This window comes from Bacillus timonensis (genome assembly GCF_000285535.1).
GTDB classification, from domain to species: Bacteria; Bacillota; Bacilli; order Bacillales; family Bacillaceae_L; genus Ferdinandcohnia; species Ferdinandcohnia timonensis.
Map to the genome: position 1 here is coordinate 623103 of NZ_HE610985.1, position 22056 is coordinate 645158.

At 37.2% G+C, this 22056-nt stretch carries 22 protein-coding genes; all 22 read right to left on the minus strand.

The window, feature by feature from the left end; all coding sequences use genetic code 11:
- Nucleotides 1-88: 88 nt before the first annotated feature.
- The gene (locus BTHG_RS03380) at nucleotides 89-1198 is read right to left on the minus strand and encodes a BMP family lipoprotein (RefSeq protein ID WP_010282301.1); all 1110 of its coding nucleotides are present in this window, start codon (nucleotides 1196-1198) and stop codon (nucleotides 89-91) included.
- A 106-nt stretch (nucleotides 1199-1304) separates the two neighbouring features.
- Nucleotides 1305-2030, minus strand: coding sequence for a GntR family transcriptional regulator (locus BTHG_RS03385; RefSeq protein WP_010282304.1), 726 nt, complete (start codon nucleotides 2028-2030; stop codon nucleotides 1305-1307).
- A 157-nt stretch (nucleotides 2031-2187) separates the two neighbouring features.
- Nucleotides 2188-4515 carry a DNA translocase FtsK gene (locus BTHG_RS03390; protein WP_010282305.1) on the minus strand — a complete coding sequence of 776 codons (2328 nt, stop codon included), beginning with the start codon at nucleotides 4513-4515 and terminating at the stop codon, nucleotides 2188-2190.
- Nucleotides 4516-4925: 410 nt separating this feature from the next.
- Nucleotides 4926-5135: a YlzJ-like family protein gene (locus BTHG_RS03395; protein ID WP_010282306.1), complete on the minus strand. Its 210-nt coding sequence runs from the start codon at nucleotides 5133-5135 to the stop codon at nucleotides 4926-4928.
- Complete coding sequence (locus BTHG_RS03400; protein WP_010282307.1) at nucleotides 5132-5887, minus strand: ClpP family protease; 756 nt, start codon at nucleotides 5885-5887, stop codon at nucleotides 5132-5134. The genes BTHG_RS03395 and BTHG_RS03400 overlap by 4 nt, the downstream gene beginning before the upstream one ends.
- A gap of 117 nt (nucleotides 5888-6004) precedes the next feature.
- The gene (dapA, locus tag BTHG_RS03405) at nucleotides 6005-6871 is read right to left on the minus strand and encodes a 4-hydroxy-tetrahydrodipicolinate synthase (protein WP_010282308.1); all 867 of its coding nucleotides are present in this window, start codon (nucleotides 6869-6871) and stop codon (nucleotides 6005-6007) included.
- Between the two features lie 127 nt (nucleotides 6872-6998).
- On the minus strand, nucleotides 6999-8240 hold the full coding sequence (gene dapG, locus BTHG_RS03410; RefSeq protein WP_010282309.1) for an aspartate kinase: 1242 nt from the start codon (nucleotides 8238-8240) through the stop codon (nucleotides 6999-7001).
- A 30-nt stretch (nucleotides 8241-8270) separates the two neighbouring features.
- A complete protein-coding gene (gene asd / locus BTHG_RS03415) occupies nucleotides 8271-9323 on the minus strand; it encodes an aspartate-semialdehyde dehydrogenase (protein ID WP_010282310.1) in 1053 nt (350 codons plus the stop codon).
- A 127-nt stretch (nucleotides 9324-9450) separates the two neighbouring features.
- Complete coding sequence (gene dpaB / locus BTHG_RS03420; protein WP_010282311.1) at nucleotides 9451-10056, minus strand: dipicolinate synthase subunit B; 606 nt, start codon at nucleotides 10054-10056, stop codon at nucleotides 9451-9453.
- 1 nt (nucleotide 10057) lies between these two features.
- Nucleotides 10058-10957, minus strand: coding sequence for a dipicolinic acid synthetase subunit A (gene dpaA, locus BTHG_RS03425; protein ID WP_010282312.1), 900 nt, complete (start codon nucleotides 10955-10957; stop codon nucleotides 10058-10060).
- Nucleotides 10958-11220: 263 nt separating this feature from the next.
- Entirely contained in the window at nucleotides 11221-11481 is a 261-nt protein-coding gene (locus BTHG_RS03430) for a YlmC/YmxH family sporulation protein (RefSeq protein ID WP_010282315.1), read from the minus strand.
- A gap of 63 nt (nucleotides 11482-11544) precedes the next feature.
- Complete coding sequence (locus BTHG_RS03435) at nucleotides 11545-12786, minus strand: M16 family metallopeptidase (RefSeq protein ID WP_010282317.1); 1242 nt, start codon at nucleotides 12784-12786, stop codon at nucleotides 11545-11547.
- Between the two features lie 32 nt (nucleotides 12787-12818).
- On the minus strand, nucleotides 12819-13793 hold the full coding sequence (locus BTHG_RS03440) for a polysaccharide deacetylase family protein (protein ID WP_010282320.1): 975 nt from the start codon (nucleotides 13791-13793) through the stop codon (nucleotides 12819-12821).
- Between the two features lie 132 nt (nucleotides 13794-13925).
- Nucleotides 13926-16043, minus strand: a complete 2118-nt coding sequence (gene pnp / locus BTHG_RS03445) for a polyribonucleotide nucleotidyltransferase (RefSeq protein ID WP_010282322.1) — start codon at nucleotides 16041-16043, stop codon at nucleotides 13926-13928.
- Between the two features lie 187 nt (nucleotides 16044-16230).
- Nucleotides 16231-16500 carry a 30S ribosomal protein S15 gene (rpsO, locus tag BTHG_RS03450; protein ID WP_010282323.1) on the minus strand — a complete coding sequence of 90 codons (270 nt, stop codon included), beginning with the start codon at nucleotides 16498-16500 and terminating at the stop codon, nucleotides 16231-16233.
- Nucleotides 16501-16603: 103 nt separating this feature from the next.
- A complete protein-coding gene (gene ribF, locus BTHG_RS03455) occupies nucleotides 16604-17569 on the minus strand; it encodes a bifunctional riboflavin kinase/FAD synthetase (RefSeq protein ID WP_010282325.1) in 966 nt (321 codons plus the stop codon).
- Nucleotides 17570-17598: 29 nt separating this feature from the next.
- Nucleotides 17599-18525: a tRNA pseudouridine(55) synthase TruB gene (gene truB, locus BTHG_RS03460; RefSeq protein WP_010282329.1), complete on the minus strand. Its 927-nt coding sequence runs from the start codon at nucleotides 18523-18525 to the stop codon at nucleotides 17599-17601.
- A gap of 87 nt (nucleotides 18526-18612) precedes the next feature.
- The gene (gene rbfA, locus BTHG_RS03465; RefSeq protein ID WP_010282331.1) at nucleotides 18613-18978 is read right to left on the minus strand and encodes a 30S ribosome-binding factor RbfA; all 366 of its coding nucleotides are present in this window, start codon (nucleotides 18976-18978) and stop codon (nucleotides 18613-18615) included.
- 15 nt (nucleotides 18979-18993) lie between these two features.
- Complete coding sequence (locus tag BTHG_RS03470) at nucleotides 18994-19272, minus strand: DUF503 domain-containing protein (RefSeq protein ID WP_010282332.1); 279 nt, start codon at nucleotides 19270-19272, stop codon at nucleotides 18994-18996.
- Nucleotides 19269-21452 carry a translation initiation factor IF-2 gene (gene infB / locus BTHG_RS03475; RefSeq protein ID WP_010282333.1) on the minus strand — a complete coding sequence of 728 codons (2184 nt, stop codon included), beginning with the start codon at nucleotides 21450-21452 and terminating at the stop codon, nucleotides 19269-19271. The genes BTHG_RS03470 and infB overlap by 4 nt, the downstream gene beginning before the upstream one ends.
- 19 nt (nucleotides 21453-21471) lie before the next feature.
- Nucleotides 21472-21774, minus strand: a complete 303-nt coding sequence (locus tag BTHG_RS03480) for a YlxQ family RNA-binding protein (protein WP_010282334.1) — start codon at nucleotides 21772-21774, stop codon at nucleotides 21472-21474.
- Nucleotides 21775-22053 (minus strand): RNase P modulator RnpM, encoded by a 279-nt coding sequence (gene rnpM, locus BTHG_RS03485; RefSeq protein WP_010282335.1) that lies wholly within the window; start codon nucleotides 22051-22053, stop codon nucleotides 21775-21777. It abuts the gene before it with no gap.
- Between the last annotated feature and the right edge of the window lie 3 nt (nucleotides 22054-22056).

Below are 22056 nucleotides of genomic sequence, written 5' to 3' on the forward strand. Positions count from 1 at the left end.
CTATTCACACCCAAAAAATGTGTTACCTCTACGTATTACATTAATATAAAAGAGACGGCTGAAACCGTCTCTTTTATCAGCAAAATTCTTACTTGATTAAATTACCTTGTTCACCGGAGACTTTAATTTCACCTGATTTAATCTTTTCAAAAACTTCTTTTACCTTGTTAACAGTTTCATCGCTTAAATTAGGATTCTCATCTGGAAGGCCTACTCCATCGTTTGTTGCATCATATGTTAACGTTTGTCCACCAGGGAATTTACCATCAAGCTCTTGTTTGATAATTTCTTCAGTTGCATGAGTTATTTTCTTCATTGCAGATGTTAAGATAACTGATTTATTATTTGCTTCATCATATACACCGTCAGCATATTGGTCAACGTCAACACCAACGATCCATACTTCGTCTCCATTACCTACACGTGTTTTTGCTTCATTGATAGCTCCTACACCTACACCACCTGCAGCGGCAAAGATTACTTTTACGCCACGATCATACATTGATGCTGCAATCTGTCCACCGGCTGCAGAATCTGTAAAAGTACCTTGATAAATAACGTTTTGTTCTTTAATACTAAGATTTGTTCCTAAATTTTCGTTTGCATAGGTTACACCTTGTTGGAAGCCCCAGTTGAATTTTTGAACAGCTGGGATTTCCATACCACCGATAAATCCAGCTTCTCCCTCTTTTAATTCAAGAGCAGCAGCTACACCCGCTAAGAAACCAGATTCATGCTCAGCAAAGAATACAGCTACAGTGTTATCAGCCACATCTGGTACAAAATCACCCTTATGAGGATTTCCGTCTATAATAACAAATTTTGCATCTTCATATTTAGATTGAGCTTGGTAAATTGCAGTTTCAAATTTAAAGCCAGGAGTAAAAATGAATTTGTATCCTGCATCATAAAGATTCCCAATTTCTTTTAAATATTCTGCTTCAATTTCACCTGCTGGTCGAAGATACTTTTCTTGTATGCCATACGCTTCTTTAGCGGCTAAGATACCTTCCCAAGTACCTTGGTTAAATGATTTATCATCAATTGTACCAGCGTCAGTAACCATACCTACTTTTACATCGGTACCTTTTCCATTTCCTTTACTAGTACCTTCTTCGTCTGCGCCTCCACATGCACCTAGCAATGTTCCAGCTGCAAGGAGAAATGCTAGTCCAAAACCAGCTTTCTTTTTAAACATGGAATTACCCCCTAAGTTTTTTAATCAAAAAAAATTACCTTACTTTAAATATCTGTAAGTAACGGACTACTTATTCACCTCCTTAAAGTGTGCATGTTATTTCACTTTATAAAACACGCTTTCTAACAACGTGGAAAGAAAATTTGTCTGCCCTAAAATAATTTTGTGAGAATAAAACCGGTTCATCATTTTCATCATAATGCATTTGTTTTAATAACAACAATGCTGTTTCCGGATCGCAATTTAATATGGGTGAAATGGTGTCATGATAGCCAATAGGCTCAATATGCGTAACAGCATATGTGATTTTCCGTCCCGCCTTTTTCTCTAGCAAATCAAAGATGGACTCTTCATGCGAATAATTGGTTGGTAAATTTTTTGATAGAATCTTATCGATACAATATACAACAGGTTCTCCATTTGCTGTTCGTACACGTTCAATTACGGTAATCTCATCATTTTCCAAACAACTAAAGCCCTTTATATCACCGTCTGTAGGACCCTTGATTGTTTTTGATAAAAAAATTGTACCAGGTGACATTCCAGCATGAATAATCATATCTGTAATACTACTTATTTGTTCAATGCCCGAATTAAATAGGGGCTTTGTATTTACAAAGGTTCCAACACCATGTCTTCTGAGAATTACGTTCTCTTCTTCAAGTATTCGTAACGCCTCTCTTAATGTTGCTCTACTTACCCCTAATTGTTTTGCTAGCAGAAACTCTGATGGTAGTTTTTCTTTTTCTTTATAGACACCGTTTTCGATATCAAGTCTGATTTGATCTATCACTTGTAAGTACAATGGTCGATTATCTAACTTGATAGTCATCTGCTTTTCCCCCAGTTTATGTATAGTAGTCATCAGACCTCTGATGTTAGACCGATTAATCTGAAAATAAATATATCATTTTTTTTACAAGAAATAAACAGCAATTGCGTAATTTGTCGAAAAAAAAGAAGAGCCTATGCCCTTCTTTGTAAAAAACTTAACTTCCAACATCTTCGCTTTTTGCTGAAACAAGAACAGTTCTTGGTTTACTGCCCTCATAAGGACCCACTACACCTCTTGCTTCCATCGCATCAATCAGTCTAGCAGCTCTAGTATAACCAATTCGAAATCTTCGTTGCAGCATTGAAACAGATGCTGTTTGCATTTCAATAATTAGTTGTACAGCATCATCATATAGTTCATCTGCTACTTCCTCTGTCGTTTCAACCGTATCAGTCGGTATCATTTCCTCCTGGTATTGCGCTTTTTGCTGGGATATTACAAAGTTTACAACCTCTTCTACTTCATCATCTGATAAAAAGGCCCCTTGAACACGCATCGGTTTTGAAGCACCGACAGGTAAGAAAAGCATATCCCCGCGTCCTAGAAGTTTTTCTGCTCCTCCCATATCTAGAATCGTTCTAGAATCTGTTTGTGAAGAAACACTAAAAGCTATCCGAGAAGGAATATTTGCTTTGATGACTCCAGTGATTACATCAACTGATGGTCTTTGTGTTGCGATTATTAAATGAATTCCCGCAGCACGAGCCATTTGGGCCAGACGAGTGATAGAATCCTCGACATCTGAAGAGGCAACCATCATTAAATCCGCTAGCTCGTCTACTATGACGATAATGTATGGAAGTGTTGGTTGTTTCGCCTCTTCTTCACTATTGTGGCGTCGAATATATTCATTGTATCCTTCAATATTTCTTGTATGAGTATGGGAGAATAATTCGTATCTCCGCTCCATTTCATTCACAACTTTTTTGAGGGCTTGAGAAGCTTTTTTCGGATCTGTCACAACAGGCGCTAGTAAATGTGGAATCCCATTATAAATATTTAATTCAACCATTTTCGGATCAATCATCATCATTTTTACTTCGTGTGGTTTTGCCCTCATTAACACACTTGTTATTATGCCATTGATACAAACACTCTTACCACTACCTGTTGCCCCTGCCACTAATAGATGGGGCATTTTGTTTAGTTCTGCAAACTTAGCTTCACCTGAAATGTCACGACCAAGTCCTATTAATAATTTAGCATCAGATCGTTGTGGTTCAATATCCTCTAGTACCTCCCGTAACGATACAACAGCAATTTCAGAATTAGGAACCTCTATTCCAACCGCTGATTTTCCCGGGATTGGTGCTTCAATACGAATATCTTTTGCCGCTAATGCGAGGGCTAAATCATCACTAAGATTTACAATTTTACTTACCTTAACCCCTACATCCGGGTACACCTCGTATTTTGTTACTGCTGGACCAAGATGGACTTTGGTTACCTTAGCCTTTACACCAAAACTATGAAATGTCTTTTCTAATTTTCTAGCATTTTCATAAATATTTTCATGCTCCGCACTTTGGCTTGTTTGCTTTGGTGGATGAAGAAGCTCGATTGGAGGTAGTTCATAATCTACATTCTCAAGCTCACCTTCTGTAAAAGTGATCGGCATTTTCTCATCGTGGTCATGATCCTCCTGAGTTGTATGATGAGAATCGTGTTTTTCATGTTGTGCTTCTTTTGTATATGCCTTATCCGCAAAGTTTGAAATAATTGGCTCAATCGGAATTTCAACAGGATCTTCTTCAATGTTAGCTTCTGGTGAAGCTTGTAAATCCTGAGTTTTGTTGTCTTTTTTCTTTTTTCGTTTTTCTTTTTTAGGCTGGTTTTTACGTTGATGAAACCAACTCTTACTGTCATCCACAAATGCAATCCATTGGTTCCTAAAAAAAGAAGCAACGGGGCCAAAAATTTTTGCAAGAGTATCATGAAGTGATTTTCCGGTAACAAGGACACCACCAATTATGATTAAAAAGACAGATATTATTTTTGTCCCTGCTTCATCAAATAAGAAATAGGAAGCTGCAAATAGAAGTGAACCAATCATTCCTCCGCCTAAATCTGTTGTACTCGTATTTCCATTAACAACTGCCCAAAACATACTCCATGTGTTCTTTATAACACTTGGGTCCGTAAATTTGCCTTCGTTTGTTTGCAAATTAAAAAGCGGTATATGACTTAATAATAGTAATGCGCTAATAATTAAGTAGACTCCAATTAATTGCCTTGTAACAATCCTTGGCCAAGTTCGATTCCATATGATATAAAAAGAAACAAGCAATAGTCCGATTAATCCGAGAATATCCCAATTCCCAAGAAAAAATCGAAATAAATAGACAAGTCCGGTTCCTACCGTACCCAGTCTAGCTAAACCTATACATGCTAACGCTAGTAATAATAACCCCAGCAATTCAAACTTAAGAGTTTTTTTCCACTCATCTTTCCGCTTTGAGTGTCTACGTTTTCGTTTTGCCATACTACACCTACTCCACCTATCAATAAAGACAAAGCAGCCATATCCATGGCTGCCTATTGTATCAAATACGCCAAGGCGTACTTGCGCCCAGATTTTTTCGAGCAAAGCCGAAAAGCTACTTTTAATAATCTGTGGCATCCGCCGAAGGCCCAACTTTAACAGCTATGGATATTACCATAGCTGTTAAAGTTAATCTAGTTAAATTATAGCACATTATACCAATTGGGGACAATTGATGTAATGATAGAATACCTACTATACTTTCTCATTTTTAGCTCATTTGATGATAGACAATAACATTTATTGATAAGCTTGCTTGTTGATTATTTATTGGCTATTAACTACTTTTAACTATAGCTTAAGGCTAGTGAAACACAATGGTTTCACTAACATGAGCTAAAAATTCAGTACTAAAATTTTATTTTTTGGCCTGGTGAATATCTACCGTCTAAAAAGTGCTGAGGGTCGGTACTCATCACTCTTTCGATTGTATACTCACCGTTTTGGGCTTGACTAACAGCTAATGATACTCCATTTATATCTACATACTTTACATTATTTTCTTCCATTTCAGTTTGAGGGAAAATAAGCTCTTGTGGCATCATAGTATATAAAATCATTGAATCATCTGCCCACTTTCTTTGGATACGTTTCTCTCATCAATTAACTCATTTAATTTTTTAATTGCTTGCCCAATTCCACCAATCTCATTGATTAGCCCGTATTCAACCGCATCAGAACCGATTACATTTGTTCCGATATCTCTCGTTAAATTGCCTTTAGAAAACATCAATTCTTTAAATTTCTCTTCAGAAATATTCGAATGACCGATTACAAAATTCACAACACGCTCTTGCATTTTATCGAGGTATTCGAATGTTTGTGGAACTCCGATAACCAAACCGGTTAATCTTACTGGATGGATTGTCATCGTTGCCGTTTCGGCAACAAAAGAATAGTCGCACGCTACAGCAATTGGAACTCCAATCGAATGACCGCCTCCTAACACAATTGAAACAGTTGGTTTTGAGAGTGATGCAAGCATTTCAGAAATCGCGAGTCCTGCCTCAACATCTCCTCCAACTGTATTTAATATTACTAATAAACCTTCAATTTTAGGATTTTGTTCAATTGCAACAATTTGGGGTATTACATGTTCATATTTAGTTGTCTTATTTTGTGGCGGCAATTGAATATGACCCTCAATTTGGCCGACAATTGTAAGGCAATGTATATTACTGTCATTTGACAGTTGGGGAACATTTGTTTGCCCTAATTGTTGAATTTTTTCGACTAGAGATGACCCCTTTGTTTCATTTTTATCTTGATCCCCTTGTGGTTGTTCTTCATTTATGTATTGATTATTATTCATAACAATCTCCTTTCAACCCATTTACCATTTAGTATAAACACATGGCTTCTTTTCATTCTGGATTGTGGGAAAATGAAAAAAGCCAACCATTTGATTGACTTTTAACAATTGACTTTATTATGATAATAAATTTGATAACTCAATACGTTCTTGCTCGGTTAACGGGATAAGTGGTAAACGAACAGAACCAACATCTAATCCCTTGATTTGAAGAGCTGTTTTTACTGGTACAGGATTTGGAGCTGCGAATAGTCCCCTCATGATTGGTAAAAGCTTCTGATGGAGGCTGGCAGCTTCTGTGTTGTTTCCTGCTAAAAACGCTTTTATCATTTGCTGCATTTCATTACCTATCACATGGGAAGCAACTGAAACAACACCTTTTGCTCCAATTGAAAGTGCCGGCAATGTTATTCCATCATCCCCACTATATAAATCAAAATTCGCATCTGTCTTTGCAATTATTTCGGTCATCGCTTCTAAACTACCGCTCGCTTCTTTAACAGCTACGATATTTGGAATTTTGGACAATTTAAGAATGGTTTCTACCGACATATTGATAACTGATCTACCTGGAATATTATATAGCATCACAGGTAGATTCATACTTTCTGCAATTGTTTTAAAATGTTGATAAAGACCCTCTTGATTGGGCTTGTTATAATACGGTACAACAAGCATAATCCCATCAACACCGGCTTCCTGTGCTTTTTTTGTTAACTCCATTGATGCATACGTATTATTGCTGCCTGTTCCAGCAATGACCGGAACTCGACCGTCGACAACCTTTACAACGTGACGAAATAGAGCCACTTTTTCCTCAGATGATAATGTGGGAGATTCACCTGTTGTTCCTGCAACAACCAATGATTCTGTACCATTGCCTAATAAATAATTGATCAACTGAGTTGTTTTTCCGAAGTCAATATTTCCTTTATTATCGAATGGTGTCACCATTGCAGTAGAGATTCTTCCAAAATCAATCATGCTTTTTACACCTACTCCCATCAATTACGCCAGGTATTACTCGTTTCACCTAGGCTTGATCTAAAAATTTATAATCTTACGTACTGCTGATTAAGAAAGGGACACCTCGTAAAGGAGGCTCCCTCTTTTAAAAGTCTACCACTTCTGCTCCAACAGGTCCATCGGATAAATGGAATGCCTTATGAAGAGCATTAATCGCTTCATTCATTTCAGACTCTTTTACAAGTACCCAAATCGTAGAAAGACTGTCTGCTGATTGTAGGATTTGAATTCCTTTTTCCGAGAGTGCTGTAACAATCCGAGCAGTTACTCCAGGTACCCCGTTCATTCCCGCTCCAACTGTCGCTACCTTTGCACATCTTTCCGTAACAATAGGTTCATATCCCAATTCTTTTAGTTTTGTAACTGCGCGTTCCGTCATTTCCCCTGCAACAGTATAGACAACTCCATTAGGTGTGATATTAAAGAAATCCACACTGATTTTTTCATTAGCCATCGCTTTAAATACTTCTGTTTGCAGATTGTATTGACCTTTTTTGGCTTGAACCTTTAATTGGGTAACATTTGTGACATGTGCAATACCTGTAATCAATCTTTCCTTGACCTCGACCCCTCGACGTTTTTCAATTGTTGTCACTAGCGTACCAGGTGCATCTGAGTATGTTGAACGCACCCTAATTGGTACCTTAGCCTCCATCGCAATTTCAACAGCACGTGGGTGAATCACTTTTGCTCCTTGGTAAGCCATGTTCACAATTTCGTTATATGTGACCACTGATAGCGGTTTTGCATCTCCAACGATACGAGGGTCTGCTGTCATTACACCTTCCACATCTGTAAAGATATCTATCCATTCAGCTTGTAGTGCAACCCCTAGTGCCGCAGCCGAAGTATCACTTCCGCCTCTTCCAAGGGTTGTAATATCCCCTAACTTAGAAATCCCTTGGAAGCCTGAGACTACAACAACATCATGTTCTTCAAGGGTTTGAAGCAATCGGTCACACTTCATTTCAATAATTTTAGCATTAGTGTGTTCGTTATTAGTTCGAAAACCAGCCTGCCCACCATTTAAGGCGGCAGCTGATATTCCAGATTTATTTAACATATTGGTGAAAACAACACTGGAAATAATCTCTCCGCAGGAAACTAGCATATCCATTTCCCTGTTACTTATGCTTGAATTGTGTTCCCCTACTAGACTTAACAAAGTGTCCGTTGCATAAGGGTCACCCATACGTCCCATAGCAGATACAACGACAACTACTTTATTTCCATCTGAAACGGCACTTTCAATATGCTTTTTAGCTCTTTCTCGCGATTCTTCATTTCGTACTGAGGTTCCGCCAAATTTTTGTACAACAATATTCATGAAACCACCTCATGTTTTGGGTTGAAACGATTATTTTGCTACTAAACCTAGCTTTAATAGACTACCAGCAATTTGTACAGAGTTCCATGCAGCACCTTTTAATAGGTTATCAGACACTACCCACATGTGGAATCCATTGTCTTGATCTAAATCTTTTCTAATTCTTCCGACAAACACATCTTTTTTACCTACTGCATGAATTGGCATTGGATACACTTGCTCTTCTGGATTATCTTCTAAAACCACTCCAGGTGCAGTTGATAGCAAGTCTTTTACGTCCTGTGCAGAAACTCCAATTTGAGTTGTTTCGAAATAAACAGATTCTGAATGACCAGTTTCAACCGGTAAACGAACGCAAGTTGCAGCGACAGGTAGCTCCGGTAAATGCATGATTTTTTTCGTTTCGTTAATCATTTTCATTTCTTCAAATGTAAACCCATTATCCTCGAATTTATCGATTTGTGGGATGGCATTAAAAGCAATTTGATAATGTTTTTTATCACCTTTAACTGGTAGGACTTTCGGGGTAACTTCTTTACCTTCAATGATATCCTTTGTTTGCTCATTCATTTCTGTGATAGCTGCAACTCCTGAACCTGAAACAGCCTGATAAGTTGAAACAATGACCTTTGATAATCCATATGTTTTACGAACTGGTTCTAAAGCAACTACCATTTGAATCGTTGAACAGTTAGGATTTGCGATAATACCATTGTGATTTAAAAGGTCGTTTTCGTTTACCTCTGGAACGACTAGAGGTACGTTTTCATCCATTCTAAAAGCACTTGTATTATCAACTACAATTGCCCCACGTTTAACTGCTTCTGGAGCTAGTTCCTTTGATACACTTCCTCCAGCACTAAACAAGGCAATATTAACACCCTCAAATTTTTCTGGTGTTGCAACCTCCACTGTTATTTCTTTCCCTTTATACGTAATCTTTTTACCAGCAGATCGTTCTGATGATAATAAAGTTAATTTTGTTAATGGAAAATCGGTTTCCTCGAGTGTTTTAATCATTTGCATTCCTACAGCACCAGTAGCACCAACAACTGCAACATGTAAATCTTTTTCTAATGTCATTATGTTATTCCCCTTCCAAGTAATACTAGAACGTCTAATTTACGTTTAATGATTTATATTTTACCACATACAAGTACTAAAGGAGAGAAGAATTTTCATTCTTTCTCCTTTATTCTAATAATTTTCATTATTCTTCATCATCACGGAACTTTTCAATAATCACTGGTTGTAATTGTTTTCCTTCAATGGCAGCTGCAACAGTGTCTCTAAGCATTGGCATCCGAGCTACCATAGAATTAGGTTTTTTCGAAGGCGCATCTTGACCATATGGGATAAAGTAAATATTTTTTGTTGCCATTAGTCTCATTAAGTTTACACCATTTAAGCCCAGTGCATCATTTGTTGAGATGCCTAAAACGACTGGTTTTTGATTTCTTAATGTTGCTTTTGCCGCCATTAATACGGGGGAATCGGTTAGGGCGTTTGCAAATTTACTCATGGAGTTCCCCGTTAGTGGTGCAATTACCATACAATCAAGTGGAATTTTCGGACCTAATGGTTCTGCTTTTACAATTGAGTCAATCACCTTATTACCTGTGACTTTTTCAATTCGTTCTATCCATTCAGCACCTTCTCCGAAACGAGTATTCGTTGATTGTACAGTCCACGAAACGACTGGTATTACCTCGGCCCCCTCATCTACAAGTCTGATAATCTCTGGTAAAACTGCATCATACGTACAATGAGATCCAGTAACACCAAATCCAATTCTTTTCCCTTTTAATAAAGTCATATTATTCATTCTCCTCTCTTTGTTGCAATAACTCAAGAAGTAGTTGAGATAATACATTCGCCACAATTTGCCCGGCTGTCTTTGGCGCAACAATACCAGGTAATCCAGGCGCTAATAATGCTTTAATCCCTCTTTTTTCAGCATATCTAAAATCCGTACCACCAGGTTTTGATGCTAAATCCACAATTAATGTGTGTGCAGGCATTTTCGAAATAACACTTGCTGTTACAATTAACTTTGGAACTGTATTAATACAAACATCAATATCCTTAACCTCTTCAGCAAGGTTTGATAAGTGAAAAGGTGTTAATCCCATTTCTGTAATTCTTGCAATATGCTCTGTTTTTCTGGCACCTACTTTAACATGTGCCCCTAATGCAGCAAAACTTCTTGCAACACTCATTCCAACCCTACCAAGACCAAGTACGGCAACCTTCGAATTATGAATGGTTATATCGGTATGTTGAATAACCATCATAATGGTTCCTTCCACAGTCGGAATTGAGTTGTAAATTGCGACATCATCTCTCTCAAATAAACGTACTAATTTTCGATTTGAAGCGTCAGTAATTCCATCTAAATACGAATTGCTTATTCCTGAATAAACAACACAGTGTTCAGGTGTTTTTGATAAGATTTCTTCTGTTAAAACGACTGTTTCATTTGAAAAAATCGTTTCAACCTCTCCTTCACTATTCGTTCCGGAAACTGGTAATATAATGGCATCTATATCTGAAAAGTTAATTTCATCTAATCGTTCTTTTGAGGCTCCTGTAAATCCATGGTCTAATTGATCAAATCCAATTAAAGAAAGCCTTGCATCTAATTCAATTAGTTTACGAATTATCTCTAACTGTCGTGCATCTCCGCCAATAATTGCCACATGCATATCAGTTAACATACGTTTTATCACCTTCTTTTAACTAAAGTAAGCTCGAAATCATGTGAGTTTGGTTAAGTAAGACCTCACATCAGTAACCTCGACTTCTTCGTTCATTTATACCAACTCAAATTTAATAAAATCACAATAATTTTATTTACTTCACCATACTATGAGGCATCTCTAAAATAGGTGAATGAACAAGTTAAAATTTGAGTAAGATAACATATTCAATTGATAAACACAAAAAAACCCACGGATACCCGTGGGTTTACATTGTTTTGCTATTCACTTTCTTCAGATCCATATTCCTCTGGAATATCAATGATAATCATATCAGTTCCAATTTTTCGAATATGTTGCCATGATACGCGGACTTCATTTCCTTGTTTTCTTAAACCAAACCACTTTAACGAAGGTATGATGAGTGCCTTTATTTGACCCGTTCTTTCATCAATTTCTAAATCTGTTTGCCCTAAAACACCAAGTCTTTCCGCACGTTTTACATCGACAATTTCTTTTCCACTTAATTCACTTAGTCTCAAGAAGACCACCCCTTCAATGTCCTTACTACATACTATGGAGTAGTCCACTTTTTTAGAAGCAAATTAGTTTGAAAGCTTTAGTGGTAAATCATCGGTAGGACTAATTAACGCTAATGAAAAATCATCAGTGAAAACTCGTTTCCCCATTGCATTTACACTATCTTCATTAACTACATTTATCTCGTCTAAAATTTGATCAAGACTTTTATGCTCTTTTAATAATAATTCATTTTTCCCATTTCGGCTCATTCTGCTGTTTGTACTTTCAAGACTTAACATGAGGCTACCTTTCATTTGTTCTTTACTATTCTTTAATTCTTTTTCGGTAATGCCCTCTGCTTTAAGCTTTGCTAATGTATCTTGAATGGTTTCAAATAACAGATTTAATTGATTGCTTCCTGTTCCCCCATAAATGGTTACCATTCCAGTGTCCTTATATGAGGAATGGTAGGAAAATACCGAATAGGCTAAGCCTCTTTGTTCACGTACATCTTGGAACAAACGACTGCTCATACTGCCACCTAGAATATTATTTAACACAATTAAATCGTATATATCTTTGTCCCCAATTTGTAAACCATTGAAACCTAAGCACAAATGAGCTTGTTCCGTTTCTTTCTTTCGTGTGATTTTATTGGTGTGGAAGGTAGGCTTTTGCAATTCTTGCTTCGTATGATTTCCTGAATAGTTGCCGAAATAAGCTTCAACTTCAGTAATAAAGTTTTCTTCAATATTACCAGCAATAGACACAACCACATTTTCTGGTGTATACATGTCATTCATATATTGACGAAGCTTATCTCCATTAAAGGTTTCTAATCTTTCTTCCGTACCTAAAATTGGATAACCTAGTGGATGATTTTCGTAAGTTGCTTTACTTAGCAAATCATGGACAATATCATCTGGTGTATCTTCATACATTTTAATTTCTTCATAGACAACATTCTTCTCTTTTTTCAATTCGTCTTCATCAAAGGTTGAATTGAAAAACATGTCTGCTAATACATCCAATGCAAATTTTGAATGCTCATCTAATACTTTTGCGTAATAACAAGTATATTCTTTGGAAGTGAAGGCATTTACTTGTCCGCCAATACTATCAAATGACTCTGCAATCTCCCTTGCGGTTCTGGTTTTCGTCCCTTTGAAAAACATGTGTTCAAGAAAATGAGAAATTCCGTTATTCTCTGGGGTTTCATTCCGGGATCCCGTCCCAATCCACACTCCAATTGCAACTGATCGAACAGTTGGGATATTTTCTAATACAATTCTTACACCATTTTGACAAGTATATTTTTTGATCAAGGTTGTATTCCTCCTGTTCTCAAAACGCAATATTACTTTTTCTTTAGTATAATACGTTCCTCGTTTAATAATGTAGAAACGTTATCGATTGCAAGATTTTTTTGCTTTATAGATAAAATTAATCTTTCAAGACTCTGAGCAGTTGGTGATGTTGGATGCATTAAGACCATGGCTCCAGGATGAATTTTGCCCATTACTCGTTGAACCAATACATGTGGCTGGGGGCGCTGCCAATCGATTGTATCCACACTCCACATGATTGTTTTCATACCGAGATCATCTGCTATTTTTACTACCTCATCACGATAACTCCCACTTGGAGGTGCAAAAAGGGTTGGCTTTTTACCTGTTGCTGCCTCAATTACCTGATTCGTTTTAATTAACTGCTCCCTAACCATATCGGATGCCAATGTTTTCATATCTGGATGTGTATAGGAATGGTTCCCAATCTCATGACCGCTATCCGCAATCATTTTTGCTAAATCCGGATTTTCCTTTACCCATCTACCTTCTAAGAAAAAGGTTGCTTTTACATTATGCTTCTTTAGAGTTTCAAGCATATCAGGAATATATTCATTTCCCCATGCCACATTTATAATAAATGAAACAACAGGTTTGTTAGGATTTCCTCGATAAATGGGAGACGAAGGTAAATCTTCAAGGTGAACTTTCGGCGCTAGCTGGTTATACACAAGCTTATTTTCATCAAAAGCGCCTACTTTTTTCATCTTTTCATAAGAAGCTTTAATATTTACTTCAAGTCCATTTAAGCCAGGTGTAGCTTTCCAAACCGAATCAATCTTTGCATCCTCCGCAGGAATGTTATATTCAATTGCCCTTTTTTCAATTTCATTTAACAACTGATTACCTTTACTACTAACAGGGATTGCGTCAGCACTTTCTTTGAGTCCCCGAATGTAGTCATTTGTAAACGGATTATGTAATGAACCAATGGAAATTAATAAAATGCATATAAAAACAAAAAATTGTATGTACTGTTTTTTCATAGCTATCCCCCTCTTTACTAGAAAATATGTAAAGGAGGGACAAGGTAGAACATAAATCACATAAATAAGCTATTAAATGAATATGCTTTTATAAAACCTAAAAAGCCCGGTTTACCAGGCTTTAGAAAAATTTTATTGTTGTTGTTGTTCTTTTTCCTTTTGTTCACGTAAAACAGCTTTTCTTGACAGGTTGACACGACCTTGCTTATCAATTTCTGTCACTTTTACAAGGATTTCATCACCAATTGAGACAACATCCTCTACTTTTCCAATCCGTTCTTCAGCAAGTTCTGAAATATGAACAAGTCCATCTTTGCCACTGAAAATTTCAACGAAAGCGCCGAATTTCTCAATACGTTTTACTTTACCAAGGTACATTTGGCCAACTTCCACTTCTCGAACAATATCTTCGATGATTTTCTTGGCTTTTTGATTCATCGCTTCATCAACTGAAGAGATAAAGACAGTACCGTCTTGTTCAATATCAATTTTTACGCCAGTTTCATCAATGATTTTATTGATTTGTTTACCACTTGGTCCAATAACATCACGAATTTTATCTGGATTAATTGTCATTGTTAAAATCTTAGGAGCATATTTAGAAAGCTGTGATCTAGGTGTTGTTAATGTTGCTAACATAGAATCAAGGATCTGCATACGACCTTTTTTCGCTTGTTGTAGTGCTTCTTCGAGAATTTCACGAGAAAGTCCTTCAATTTTAATATCCATCTGTAGCGCTGTAACTCCCTTTGATGTTCCAGCTACTTTAAAATCCATGTCTCCAAGATGGTCTTCCATCCCTTGAATATCCGTTAACACAGTGTAGTGCTCACCAGATTTAACAAGACCCATTGCAATACCTGCTACTGGTGCTTTAATTGGTACACCTGCATCCATCATAGCTAATGTACTTGCACAGATGCTTGCTTGAGACGTAGAACCATTGGATTCTAAAACTTCAGAAACAAGACGAATAGTGTATGGGAAATCCTTTTCAGATGGAACAACTGGCTCCAATGCACGCTCACCTAATGCACCATGTCCAATTTCACGACGACCCGGTCCTCTCATAGGTCCTGTTTCACCAACACTAAACTGAGGGAAATTATAGTGATGCATAAAGCGTTTTGTCTCTTCAATTCCCAATCCATCAAGGATTTGCACGTCACCTAAGGCACCAAGAGTACAAATACTCAACGCTTGAGTTTGTCCACGTGTAAATAGTCCTGAACCATGTGTACGTGGAAGTATGCCTACTTCTGAAGAAAGCGGACGAATTTCATCAATTTTTCTTCCATCCGGACGAACCTTCTCAACTGTAATTAAGCGTCGAACTTCCTCTTTTACAAGTTTATTTAGTATTTCCTTAACTTGCTTAATCGTCGTAGCTTCAGCTTCTTGTTCCTCAAATTCTGCAACAAGTGCTGCTTTAACTTCATTAATTGCATCTTCTCTTGCATGTTTCTCGGCAACTTGTACTGCTTTGTTAATGCTCTCTTCAGCTTTCCCCCGAATTTGAGCCTCTAATTCTGAATCAAGCTCGTAAAGGGCAATTTCCATTTTTTCTTTACCCATTTCTGCTACGATTTTTTCCTGGAATGCAATTAAACGTTTGATTTCTTCATGTCCAAACATAATTGCTTCAAGCATTACTTCTTCAGGAACCTCATCAGCACCTGCTTCAACCATGTTGATTGCATCTTTTGTTCCAGCAACAACTAGATTGATATCACTTTTTTCCTGTTCTTTTACTGATGGGTTAATGATAAATTGATTATCAACTCTTCCAACAGTTACACCTGCAATTGGGCCTTCAAATGGGATATCTGAAACAGATAACGCCAATGATGAACCAAACATTGCCGCCATTTCAGATGAACAATCTTGATCCACACTCATAACAATACTAACAACTTGAACTTCATTTCTGAATCCATCAGCAAATAAAGGACGAATTGGTCTGTCTATTAATCGACTTGCTAGAATTGCTTTTTCACTTGGTCTACCTTCACGTTTGATAAATCCTCCAGGGATTTTTCCAACTGCATATAATCGTTCTTCATAGTTTACAGTAAGTGGAAAGAAATCCAAAGGTTTTGGTTCTTTTGATGCTGTTGCTGTACTTAAGACAGCAGTTTCTCCATAGCGAACTAATACAGCTCCGTTAGCTTGCTTTGCTAATTGACCAATTTCTACAGTCAGTTGCCTGCCAGCCCAGTCCATGGAAAAAACTTGCTTTCCTTGTTCCATAAAATAGTACCCCTCTCTAAATCACATTCAAATATATGTAGTGTTAGTATGAACTAATTTATTCGAACATATCAATACTAGTTAAATATGTAAAGTGAATTTTTGTTCAAATAGTAGAAATGAAGGAAAAATATCCCTCTATTTTTAACCTAATAAAAAAGCGGGAATGCTCCCGCTTTTTCGTAGATTATCGACGTAGTCCAAGCTTGTTGATTAACTCACGGTAACGAGTTACGTCTTTATTACGAAGATATGTTAATAAATTACGACGTTTACCAACCATCTTTAATAGACCACGACGTGAATGATGATCCTTCTTGTGTGTACGTAAATGATCATTTAACTTATTGATTTGCTCAGTTAGGACAGCGATTTGAACTTCTGGTGAACCAGTGTCATTCTCATGAGTTTTATACTCGCTGATAATTTCGTTCTTACGCTCTTGTGTGATTGCCATCCTATTCACCTCCTATAATAGTATCCCCGATTACCTAGCAGACGTTGGTGATTCGGACTGCCACGCAATGGTTCTTTTTCATACTTAACTAGAATACAACTTTTTACGATAAAAAGCAAGTATGTTCGTCTATTTTTTCAAAGTATTGCTTTGCGTGTTCCTTATCTTGACCAATTTGTTTTACTAATTCATCAATGGACGGAAACTTTCTTTCGGAACGGATTCTTACATGCCATTCGACCGTAACTTCCTCATTGTAAATATCTTCATTAAAATCAAACAGATGAACCTCAATCGAAGGTACAGTCCTGTTTTCATGAAAGGTAGGTTTAACACCAATGTTACATACTCCAGTGTACCATTTTGAACCCGTTTTTAAACGAACAGCATAAACGCCCATTTTTGGAATGATATAATCACCATTCGGTTTCACGTTAGCTGTCGGAAAGCCAATGGTTCTTCCACGTTTTTCACCATCAACTACAATCCCTTTTATTGTATAAAACCTACCTAATAGTGGTGGAAGTTTATCGACCTCTCCTGTTTGGATGAAGTCTCTAATCAACGTTGAACTTACCTTTTCATTATTAAAGGTTAATTTTTCTACTGTTGTTTGCGTAAATCTTCCATCGGCATGTACAGGTAAAGTTTTCATTGTTCCTTTGCCCAATCTACCGTAGGTAAAATCAAATCCTGCAACAACATGCTTTACATTAAGCCCAACAATATATTCATCAACAAATTGTTGTGGAAGTAAACTCGCAAACTCAGATGAGAAGTTTACAATGTATAAATAGTCGATATCACTTTGCGCAAATAACTCTTCTTTATGATGCAATGGAGTAATATATTCAACATGGGTAACATCTTTTTTAAGTACAACTGATGGATGGGGATCAAACGTCATAACAGAGCATGCAATCCCTTTTTTCTTTGCTTCCTTTTTTGCCGTTTCTACAACCTTTTGGTGCCCCAAATGGAAACCATCAAAATAGCCCAATGCCAAAACTGTAGGCGGCAAATCTGTTTGATTAAATGTATGTGGATGTGTGATATAAATCGTTTTCACTTCTATTTCACCTTTTCTCACTGAATACCCTATTGTAATTCTTGGTTATTGACTAGTACTTTAATAGGTTTTATCAATTGTGGTTTATCTGGGTGTCTTTGATATATTGCTAGGATTTTTTCATCATGTAGAATAGCAATAGGCTCTCCGATTCGAAGATCATGTAACTCTTCTGGAACCGGTAAAACCGACCCGTTTTTTACTTTCTCTGCTACTTTATCATTAATCGTAAATTTGAGCAAATGTGAAAGAGCACCCTCAATTGAAAGGAGATGTTCCTGGATTGTCCCAGTTTTCACTATGTGTTCCAGTTCATCAAGTGTTATACATTGTTCAAGCGTAAACTCACCAGAAGAGGTCCTTCTTAAATCAGACATGTGTGATGGATACCCGAGTTTTTCACCCATTTGTACGGCTAGAGTTCGTACATAGGTGCCTTTGCTGCATGTTACACGAAAACGAAAAGAGACAGTTTGATCGTTTTGATTGATATCGCTAATTAGCTCCAGTTTATGAATGGTAATGTTGCGAGATGGCCTATCGATTACAATACCCTTTCTAGCATACTCATACAGGCGCTTTCCGTTCACCTTAACTGCAGAATACATAGGGGGAGTTTGAATGATTTCACCAGTTAATGAATGCAACACGTTTACTACTTCTTCTTTCATTATTTCGCGGTCTACTCTTTTCTCTCCAACTATCTCGCCGGATGCATCTTCTGTTGTAGTTGAAAAACCTAATGTTACTTCCCCTTCGTAGGTTTTATTTGCTGCAGTCACGTATTCTACAATTTTCGTCGCTCTACCTAAACAAACTGGTAAAACCCCAGAAACATCAGGGTCTAATGTTCCAGTATGGCCTACTTTTTTCATTTTCACTAATTTACGAACCTTAAATACACAATCATGGGAAGTCATCCCTTTTGGTTTATTAAGTAGTAATATTCCATCCACTAAGAACCACTCCCAATACTTTTTATGAAAATTCCACTAAAACAACTGAAAAAAGGGATAGACTTTGTAAAAAGCCTATCCTCTTTATTATTCTCGGTTTGTCTCTTGATTTGAATCCTTGTTAATTTCATGCAGGATCGATTCGATTCGATTCCCATAATCAATTGATTCGTCAAACTCAAATAAAATCTCAGGTGTTTTACGTAAACGAATACGTTGGCCAATTTCTGAGCGGATAAAGCCCTTCGCTTTTGCAAGACCTTTTAAAGTGTTTTGTCTTTGCTCCTCATCACCTAAAACCGAAATAAAAACTTTGGCTTGTTGAAGGTCTCCAGTAACTTGAACGTCGGTTACAGTTACAAATCCGATCCGCGGATCTTTAATCTTACGTCCAATAATGTCACTTAATTCCTTTTTCATTTGTTCTCCAACACGATTTGGTCGTAAACTCATCTTTATATCACCTCGTTATAACCACTCAAAGTCGGTCACTGTTCGATCTAATTCCGGGAACGAATCAATAAACTTTAAGGCATTGTTTAATTCGAGCTCAGAATGCTTTCGACTTGATGATACAGTAACAATCGCAAGCTTTGTGCGCTGCCATGTATCTTGGTAGTCTACTTCTGCAACTGAAACATTAAACTTTTGTTTGAGCCGAGTCATGACGCTTTGTAATACGGAACGTTTTGCTTTTAAAGAATTCGCATCATAGATGACACATTCGCATTCTACATAGCCAATCAATGACGATCAACTTCTTGCATTACAAATGCTTCTATAATGTCTCCTTCTTTAATATCGTTAAATTTCGCAATTGTTATACCACACTCATAGTTTTGCGCAACTTCCTTGACATCGTCTTTAAAACGTTTCAATGTATCAATTTCACCTTCAAAGATAACAACACCATCACGGATAAGTCGAACTCCGCTATCACGAGTGATTTTACCATCCGTTACATATGACCCAGCAATCGTACCAATTTTTGATACTTTAAAGGTAGTACGTACTTCAGCTTGACCGATTACTTTCTCTTCAAATTCAGGGTCAAGCATGCCCTTCATTGCGGATTCGATTTCTTCTATTGCCTTATAGATAATACGGTGAAGACGGATATCAACTTCCTCAGCTTCAGCAGTTCTCTTTGCATTCACATCAGGTCGAACATTAAAGCCGATTACAATCGCATTTGATGCTGATGCGAGTGTAATATCTGATTCATTAATAGCACCGACACCAGTATGAATAATCTTAACTTTAACACCCTCAACATCGATTTTTTGAAGAGATGCTGCCAAAGCTTCTACAGACCCTTGAACATCGGCTTTAACAATAAGATTAATTTCCTTCATTTCACCTTGTTTAATATGCTCAAATAGATCTTCAAGACTAACTTTTACTTTATCGCCACGTTGTTCTACTAATTGTTTTTGTGCTCTAGCTTCTCCAACTTGTCGTGCTTTCTTTTCGTCTTCAAAAACTACGAATTGATCACCAGCTTGTGGAACATCATTTAGCCCAGTGATTTCAACTGGTGTTGAAGGTCCTGCTTCTTTAACACGACGACCTAAATCATTAACCATTGCACGGACACGGCCAAATGTATTACCAACTACTATTGGGTCACCGATGCGTAATGTTCCGTTTTGAACTAATAGTGTCGCAACAGAGCCTCTTCCTTTGTCAAGCTTTGCTTCAATTACTGTGCCAGTTGCTCTTCTCTTTGGATTAGCCTTATATTCTTCAACCTCACTAACAAGAAGAATCATTTCAAGCAGGTTGTCGATGCCTTCTCCTGTTAACGCAGAAATTGGAACAAAGATGGTGTCCCCACCCCAAGCCTCAGGAATTAATCCATGTTCTGTTAATTCTTGCATGACGCGATCTGGATTTGCTGTTGGTTTATCCATTTTATTCACAGCAACGATGATTGGCACCTCAGCAGCCTTCGCATGGTTTATTGCTTCAACTGTTTGTGGCATTACACCATCATCCGCTGCAACAACTAATATAGTGATATCTGTAACCTGAGCACCTCTTGCTCGCATTGTTGTAAACGCAGCGTGTCCTGGAGTGTCCAAGAAAGTAATTTTCTTATCATTTACAACTACTTGATATGCACCAATATGCTGCGTAATACCACCAGCTTCACCAGCTGTAACCTTTGTATTACGGATAGAATCAAGGGTAGTTGTTTTACCATGGTCAACATGGCCCATGATTGTTACAATAGAAGGTCTTTCAACTAAATCTTCTTCTTTATCTTCTTCAACATATTGTTCGAATTCTGTAACTTCAAAAACAATCTCTTCTTCGACAGCTACACCGTAATCAGATGCAATTAGTTCAATTGAATCCTTATCAAGTTCTTGGTTAATTGTAGCCATAACACCTAGCATGAAAAGCTTCTTTATAATTTCTGAAGGTTCTTTGCCAAGTTTTTTAGCTAATTCTCCAACTGTTAATGAGCCGATAAAAGTAATTTTTTCCGGCAATTTCTTTTCTGGCTTTGGTTGGACCGGTTGGTGATTGTTGTTTGAACGATGATTGCCTCGTTGTTTATTCTTATTCCTCTTATTATCTCTTGGCTGAAATGTCTTTTTCTGACCTTGATTATCGGTTTTTTTACCGTCACGATTTTTAGGAGGTACAGGCTTTTTCTTAGTTTCATTCTTATCAACCGCACCGGTAGCATTACCCTCATTTACAGCTGTCTTTGGAGTATTGTTTTTGTTTTGATCTTTTGCAGGTTTTACCTGTTCTGAGTTCTTTCCAAATGTTTGATCCAATTTTTTCAAAATATCTCCCTCTATTGTTGCCATATGATTTTTAACTTCTATGTCCATCTCTTTTAGTTTCGTTATAACTTCTTTGCTTGAGATATTTTGCTTTTTTGCATATTCGTATACACGCATTCTGCTCATATGTTCACCCCCAAATATGTTAATCGAGCAAGAGATTAATCTTTTCTGCAAACCCACTTTCTGTAATAGCGACAACTACTCGGGCATCCTTCCCAATCGCGTTGCCTAATGTATACCGGTCGCTAACAGTTCGAAGTTGAACTTGATAATACGTGCTTTTATCCGTAATTTTCTTAGTAGTGTTTGCTGACGCATCATCAGATAAAAGAACGAGCTTTGCGTTTCCTTTGCGAATTTCCTTCACAACTAGTTCTTCACCTGAAATGACTTTCCTCGCTCGATTGGCAAGACCTAATAACGATACCCAGTCTTTGTTTTTCATTTATGAAGACTTCTCCTTTTCAACCAATTGAAGTAATTCTTCATAAATTGAATCATCGATCTTCGTTTTCAGTTGATTTGCTAGAATGTTCTTTTTCTTTGCGAGTAAGATACATTCTTTATCCTTACTTAGATACGCACCACGACCAGATTTTTTTCCAGTGAGGTCAATTGATACTTCGCCCTCTTTGGAACGTACAATTCTCACAAGTTCCTTTTTCGGCTTCATTTCACCACTAGCTATGCATTTACGTAATGGTACTTTTTTATTTCCAACCAATTT